General features: G+C 62.7%; 6 protein-coding genes. 3 read left to right on the top strand and 3 right to left on the bottom strand.

What is annotated here, in order from left to right:
- The 3 genes from KAZ48_10255 to KAZ48_10245 all read left to right on the top strand — a co-directional run.
- The coding region (locus KAZ48_10255) for a hypothetical protein (protein MBP7973172.1) at nt 1-1,853 on the top strand (1,853 nt) is incomplete at its 5' end.
- 30 nt (nt 1,854-1,883) lie between these two features.
- On the top strand, nt 1,884-2,579 hold the full coding sequence (trmB, locus tag KAZ48_10250; GenBank protein ID MBP7973171.1) for a tRNA (guanosine(46)-N7)-methyltransferase TrmB: 696 nt from the start codon (nt 1,884-1,886) through the stop codon (nt 2,577-2,579).
- Nucleotides 2,580-2,622: 43 nt separating this feature from the next.
- Nucleotides 2,623-3,399 (top strand): hypothetical protein, encoded by a 777-nt coding sequence (locus tag KAZ48_10245; protein MBP7973170.1) that lies wholly within the window; start codon nt 2,623-2,625, stop codon nt 3,397-3,399.
- A gap of 30 nt (nt 3,400-3,429) precedes the next feature.
- Here the strand turns inward: KAZ48_10245 and KAZ48_10240 are convergent, their stop codons facing one another.
- The 3 genes from KAZ48_10240 to KAZ48_10230 form a co-directional block, all read right to left on the bottom strand.
- The gene (locus KAZ48_10240; GenBank protein MBP7973169.1) at nt 3,430-4,599 is read right to left on the bottom strand and encodes an AI-2E family transporter; all 1,170 of its coding nucleotides are present in this window, start codon (nt 4,597-4,599) and stop codon (nt 3,430-3,432) included.
- An 85-nt stretch (nt 4,600-4,684) separates the two neighbouring features.
- The gene (locus tag KAZ48_10235; GenBank protein MBP7973168.1) at nt 4,685-4,897 is read right to left on the bottom strand and encodes a NifU family protein; all 213 of its coding nucleotides are present in this window, start codon (nt 4,895-4,897) and stop codon (nt 4,685-4,687) included.
- 380 nt (nt 4,898-5,277) lie between these two features.
- The coding region (locus KAZ48_10230; protein ID MBP7973167.1) for a ferrous iron transporter B at nt 5,278-6,071 on the bottom strand (794 nt) is incomplete at its 5' end.

Below are 6,071 nucleotides of genomic sequence, written 5' to 3'. Positions count from 1 at the left end.
CCGATTACGCGTCATTCACACAGCTGCATGACACCGCCCAGGAGCAGTTGAAGGCGATCATTGAGGATGCGGCCAGTCAGGCTGACGCGGGCGAAGTCGAGCCCGACAGCATCACTGGCAAGATCGCGACCTTATATCGCGACTACCTCGACACCGAGCGTCTCAACGAGTTGGGACTCAGTCCGATTGCACCGCTGTTGGCCGAGGTGGATGCGATCGAGGCCGCCTCCGAACTCCCGGCACTGTTCGGGCGGATGGAACGCTCCGGAGTCTCCGGACCGCTGCAGGGATTCATCCACCAGGACAACCACGACTCGACCCGCTACCTGCTCGATCTGCGACAGGGCGGGATCTCGCTGCCCGATCGCGACTACTACTTGGAAGACAAGCACCGCGAGGCCCTTGACGCGTATCGGGCACACGTGGCGCGAATGTGGGAGTTGGCCGGGTTGGCCGACGAGGGATCCTGGGGCGACATCGCTGATCGCATCGTCGGGCTGGAGACGGCGTTGGCGACCATCCAATGGGATTCGGTGCGTAATCGTGACCCCCACGAGACCTACAACCTGGTTGATGTCGGGGCCCTCGACGAGTTGGCGCCGGCACTGCGGTTGTCGGACTACCTCACCAGCTTGGGGGTGATCGCGCGCGTCAACGAGGTAAATATCGGACAACCGGATTTCTTTACAGGGGTCTCCGGACTTCTGGCGACGGTGCCGTTAGCCGACTGGAAGCTGACCATCAAATGGTGGCTGGTCGCCTCCTCGGCTGCGTTGTTGACGCAGGAACTCGATGACGCGAACTTCGCGTTCTATGGGACCACCCTGCGCGGGATACCGACGCAGCGACCTCGCTGGAAGCGTGCTGTCGACTTGGCACAGTCGGCCCTGAGCGAAGCGCTCGGTCAGCTCTACGTGGAGCGGCACTTCCCACCGCAGAACAAGGAGCGGATGATCGAGCTGGTTGACAATTTGCTCGCGGCCTACGCGCAGTCCATCGATCAGCTTGAGTGGATGACCGAAACCACCAAGGCCAAGGCACACGAGAAGCTGGCAACGTTCCGCGCGAAGATCGGCTACCCCGACGATTGGCGGGACTATTCCGCACTTGAGATCATCCCCGGTGATTTGGTCGGCAACGTCATGCGAGCCACCGGATTCGAGCACGATCGCGAGGTGGCGAAGCTCGGAGGTCCCATCGATCGTGACGAGTGGTTCATGCCACCGCAGATGGTCAATGCCTATTACAACCCGGAAATGAATGAGATCGTCTTCCCGGCCGCAATTCTGCAACCGCCATTCTTCAACGCACAGGCCGACGACGCGATCAACTACGGCGCGATTGGCGCAGTGATCGGCCATGAAATCAGCCACGGCTTTGACGACAAGGGTTCGCAATACGACGGTCTGGGCAATCTGGTGGATTGGTGGACCGACGAGGACCGGAACGCTTTCGCCGAGCGAACCAATGCGCTTGTCGCTCAGTACGCCGAATATGAGCCGGTCGCCGGACACTGTCTCAACGGTGAACTCACCCTCGGGGAGAACATCGCGGACGTCTCCGGGGTCGCCGTGGCACTGCGCGCCTATCATCACAGCCTGGCAGGCGAACCCGGCCCCGTTATTGGCGGCCTGACGGCAGATCAGCGATTCTTCGCCTCCTACGCCCAGGTGTGGCGGGCTAAAGCTCGCGAAGAGGAGCACATTCGACGGGTGGCCATGGATCCTCATTCCCCGCCCGAGTTCCGGGTCACCGGGGTGCTGGTGAACAGTGACGAGTTCGTCGAAGCCTTCGATGTGAACGAGGGAGACGCCATGTGGCGCGACCCAACCGATCGGGTGCGGATTTGGTAATCCAGTCGATGCGAGCCGTTGTGGCGCCTCATGTCGCCAGCTAGCGAGGGTGTACCTCGACCGATTCGCACGTTCCATGGTCGCCACGGCCGAGCCAGTCCCTCTGGTGTCGCGGCGATGGCACGAGCGTGGCCGCGTATCGGGGTCGACATCGACGGACAGGTCGTCGATCCGGCCACCCTGTTCGACCCGCCACTGCCAGTTGTGCTCGAACTCGGTTCCGGCATGGGCGAGGCAGTGACGGCCATGGCAATTGCCGAACCAGACGTGGGGATATTTGCCGTTGACGTTCACACCCCCGGGATTGCGACCCTGGTACGCACATGTGAGCGCGAGGGACTCGCGAACGTTCGAGTGGCCCTCGGTGATGGGGTCGAACTGTTGCGCACGATGCTGCCACCTGACTCACTACGAGGCATCCGAGCGTATTTCCCGGACCCCTGGCCCAAGGCAAGACAGCAGAAGCGTCGCCTGATTCGCCACGATGTCGTGGCACTGTTCGCTGATCGCCTGGAACCGGGTGGATTCATTCACGTTGCGACCGATTGGGTTGGGTACGCCGACCAGATGCTCGAGGTGCTCAGCGATGAGCCCGCACTTCGCAACACGTACGACGGCTTCGCCCCCCGCCCCGAGTGGCGACCAGTCACGAAGTACGAGCAGATCGGCTTGGCAAAGGGGCACACAGTTCGAGATCTGATCTTCACCAAAGAGCCGCGAGGCTAGGTCTCAATCAACGTCACCCTCCCCGCGCTTGTAGCGTGGCCGCATGTCACCGCGGACCCTCGGTCTTATCCCTGTTCTGGCAATCTCACGCGGCAGAACGACGCTGCCGGACGAGAGCGGACAGGGAACCCAGCCGCGGGAAGTCTCCCCGGAAGACGCCATGGCAAGTTGGGAAGCGCAGGGTGCCCAACGCGTCCAGATCCGAGACGACGACGCCATCGCTGGGACGGGTGACAACACTGCGGTCGTCCGGCGGATCGTCCACCGCCGTCACAGCCGCGTCGTCGTCGATCTGGTTGCTGGTACGACCACCATCACCGAGCTCGATGACTGGCTGAAAACCGATGTCGACAGGATCGTGCTGGCCGCCTCCGTTGCGGCTGACTCGGATGCGCTGTCAGCGGCGATCGCGCGTGCACCGCACCGCATCAGCCTGGGCCTCGACGTGATGGGTGGCAGTCATCTTGTCTGTCCAGGGACCTCGTTGCAGGGTGCGGACCTGTGGGGCGCAATCCGGGGACTGGACGCACTAGGGGTGCCGCACTACACGGTGACCGATCTAGCCCACCACGATCACTGGAAGCACGGCAATCTGCATCTGATGGAGACGTTCTGCCAGACCTCCAACGCGCCAGTGACGTGCGGCGCTGGCGTCAAGACTCTGGCCGATCTCCACCAACTGCAACCGCTGGCCGCAAGCGGGCTGGACGGGGTGGCTATCGGTCACGCGCTGGAAATGGGCGCATTCAGCTTTGCCGATGCGATGGCGGCGCTGGAAGCACGTTACGACCCCTACCAATGGGGGCCAGCACAGCCGTAGGGCGGAGGTGCACGAGGTGGGTGAGGTGCGCTAGCTCGGGGGCGTCGGGGTGCGCGCTTCAGCTCCCCGTTGGTGCTCGCGACGGTGTGCCTTGCTGATCGGTTCGGCGGCTTCGACGCCAACCAAGTCGGCGGGCAGCGACGCGTCGATGTCATATGCGGGTAGCCACTGGCGCAGGAAGATCGTGACCATGCCGGCAGCGGGCAAGGCGAACAGTGCGCCCAGGGGGCCCGCCAACGCCCCGCCCAGCAACGCCGATCCGAATGCAACTCCGGCATTGATCTCCATCGTCTTGGAGCTGATGCGTGGGCTCAGGAGATAGTCGTGCAGTTGCTGGTAGAGGATGCCCCAGCCGAGCAGGATCAGCGCTGGTACCACCCCTCGTTCGGCCAGCACCACCAGCACGGGAATGGCGATCCCGACATAGCTGCCCACGACTGGGATGAACTCCACAAAGAACGCCCCGAAGAAGGCCAGCGGCAGCGCGTAGGTCACCGGCAGCCCGAGGGCGATCATGACGACGACCGACAACGACCCGGTGATGATCATGAGTAGCAGTCGGGAGTAGAAGTAGCCTCCCGTTTGAGTTATCGCGGTGTCCCACGCCAACAGGAATCGTTTCTGGGACTTGGCGTTCATCCGGTGAAGCAGGGTGTTGCGCAGTCGAGGTTCGTTTGTGGCGATCAGGAATGTGAACATCATGACGGTGAAGAACTCGAACAGGATCGTGACCGACGAACCGGCGACGCTGACGAGGCGACTCTTGCCGGAAGTCGTTGCCCAGTGCTCGATACTGGCGATGACATTCTGGCTGTTCTCCGTCGCTCCGCTGCCGACGCGGATGCCATGCTGGTTGAGTTGTTCGGCCCATTGAGGTACGTCAGCGCTGAGCTTGCTCGTCATGTCGATCAAGGCTGGAATCAGGAATGCGATCAGCAGGATCAGCGTTCCGAAGACTCCAATGAGAATCGCGCCCGCTGCTGCTCCCCGCTTCCAGTGGAAGCGACGGGCGAGTGCCTCGACGCCCGGGACCATCGCCAATGCCAGGAAACACGCAACAACGAGCATGATCGCCAAGGTGCTGGCCTGGTTGAGCACCCATAGCCCCCCCAACACAATGAGGACAATCCCCACGACCCGCCAGGTGGAGCCGACGACCGCCCGATAGAGCCACGGCGGGGTGTCCGTTGGATCGGCCATGTGTCCTCCATCGTCCAGGGCTCTAACCGCGGAGCTTAGGGCTCCTGCGGGCGGTGTCGCGCTTTGAGCCTTGTCGCGGGAGGGGCTACGTCTTTGCGACCACGGCCCGCAACTCGGGGTACCGATCGCGCAGTCGAGTCTCGATTCCCATCCGCAGGGTGTGCGTCGCCGCAGGACATCCCTTGCACGCCCCGGACAGTTCGAGGGTCACAACACCGTCGCTGACATCGAGCAGCGTCATGTGTCCACCATGTGAGGTGATGTAGTCGCCGACCTCACCGTCGAGGAGTTCGCTCACCCCTTGCACCAAGCGTGAGTCGGCGGGCCCGGACCGGTTGGCTGTGGGTGCGGCATCGACGATCCAGGGACCGTGCGCAAACGCGGCGTGCACTGCGTTGTCAACTTGGCCCGCCAGGCCATCCCAACTGGAGGTGTGCGGCGACCGCCACACTCTGATGGCGCCATCGCGTGTCTCAATCCGCGCCGCGGTGCCGGATTCGACAAGTGCTGCCAACGGAGCTGGGGTTCTGGGTGGTACATCCCCCCGTTCGACGCAAGTGGTGCCCAGCATCAAGTCGTCGCGGATGATCCAATCAATCGCACAGTCGTCGCTGGTCCGTTCGGCGTGGATTCGCGGTTGCCCGCACTGTGTTCCGCCGGCACCGTGGCCGTGACTGTTCATGCGAGTGCCGAGGCGATTGTGTGGGCAATCAACCCAGCCGTCCACGCGAGCACGAACATGTAGCCGAATGCGAAGGCCGGCCAGCGCCAGGAGTTGGTCTCTCGACGCATGACTGCGATGGTCGACATGCATTGCAGCGCGAATACAAAGAACACCAACAGGGCCGCTACGGTCGCGGAGTTGTAGACCCTTGAACCATCGGGGTTGGTTTGGCCTGCCAGCGCCTCACCGACGCTCTGGTCGCTGTCATCCTCTGCTGCGGAGATCTGGCCAAGAGTCGAGACGAAGACTTCGCGCGCACTCAACGAACTAATGATCGCCACATTGGTCTGCCAGTTGAACCCCAGTGGCTCGAACACCGGCTCCAGCGCGCGCCCAGCGGAGCCCGCGATTGAGTGCTCCAACTGGTAGCTGACGCTCTGTGCCGGGGGAATTGAATCCGGCGGAGTGACGACGGGGACGTGCAACAGAATCCACATCAGGATCGACGTCCCCAGAATGATCGTGCCGGCCTTGCGGAGAAAGAAGCGTGCCGAGTCCCACATCTGGATGAGAACCATCTTGAAACTCGGGACACGGTACGGCGGCATCTCCATGTAGAAGGGCAGCGTCTCGCCGCGCAGGCGGGTCCGCTTGAGAGTGGCCGCGATGAGCAGGGCTGAGAGGGTTCCGAGCAGATACAGCCCGAACAGCACCATTCCCTGCATCCGCAGAGGGCCGAAAACCGATGTGTTGGGAACGAAAGTGGCGATCAGCAATGTGTAGACGGGCAATCGTGCCGAACAGGTCA

It is taken from the genome of Candidatus Nanopelagicales bacterium, from assembly GCA_018003655.1.
Lineage (GTDB): Bacteria > Actinomycetota > Actinomycetes > S36-B12 > UBA10799 > JAGNDY01.
Note: the sequence above shows the minus strand (reverse complement) of the source record. Positions and strands in the feature narration are given on the sequence as shown.

What these genes read in the sequence shown, in the direction of transcription:
- trmB (MBP7973171.1), top strand. Translation starts at nt 1,884, where the DNA reads ATGTCGCCAGCTAGCGAGGGTGTACCTCGACCGATTCGCACGTTCCAT.
- KAZ48_10245 (MBP7973170.1), top strand. Translation starts at nt 2,623, where the DNA reads ATGTCACCGCGGACCCTCGGTCTTATCCCTGTTCTGGCAATCTCACGC.
- KAZ48_10240 (MBP7973169.1), bottom strand. Translation starts at nt 4,599, where the DNA reads ATGGCCGATCCAACGGACACCCCGCCGTGGCTCTATCGGGCGGTCGTC.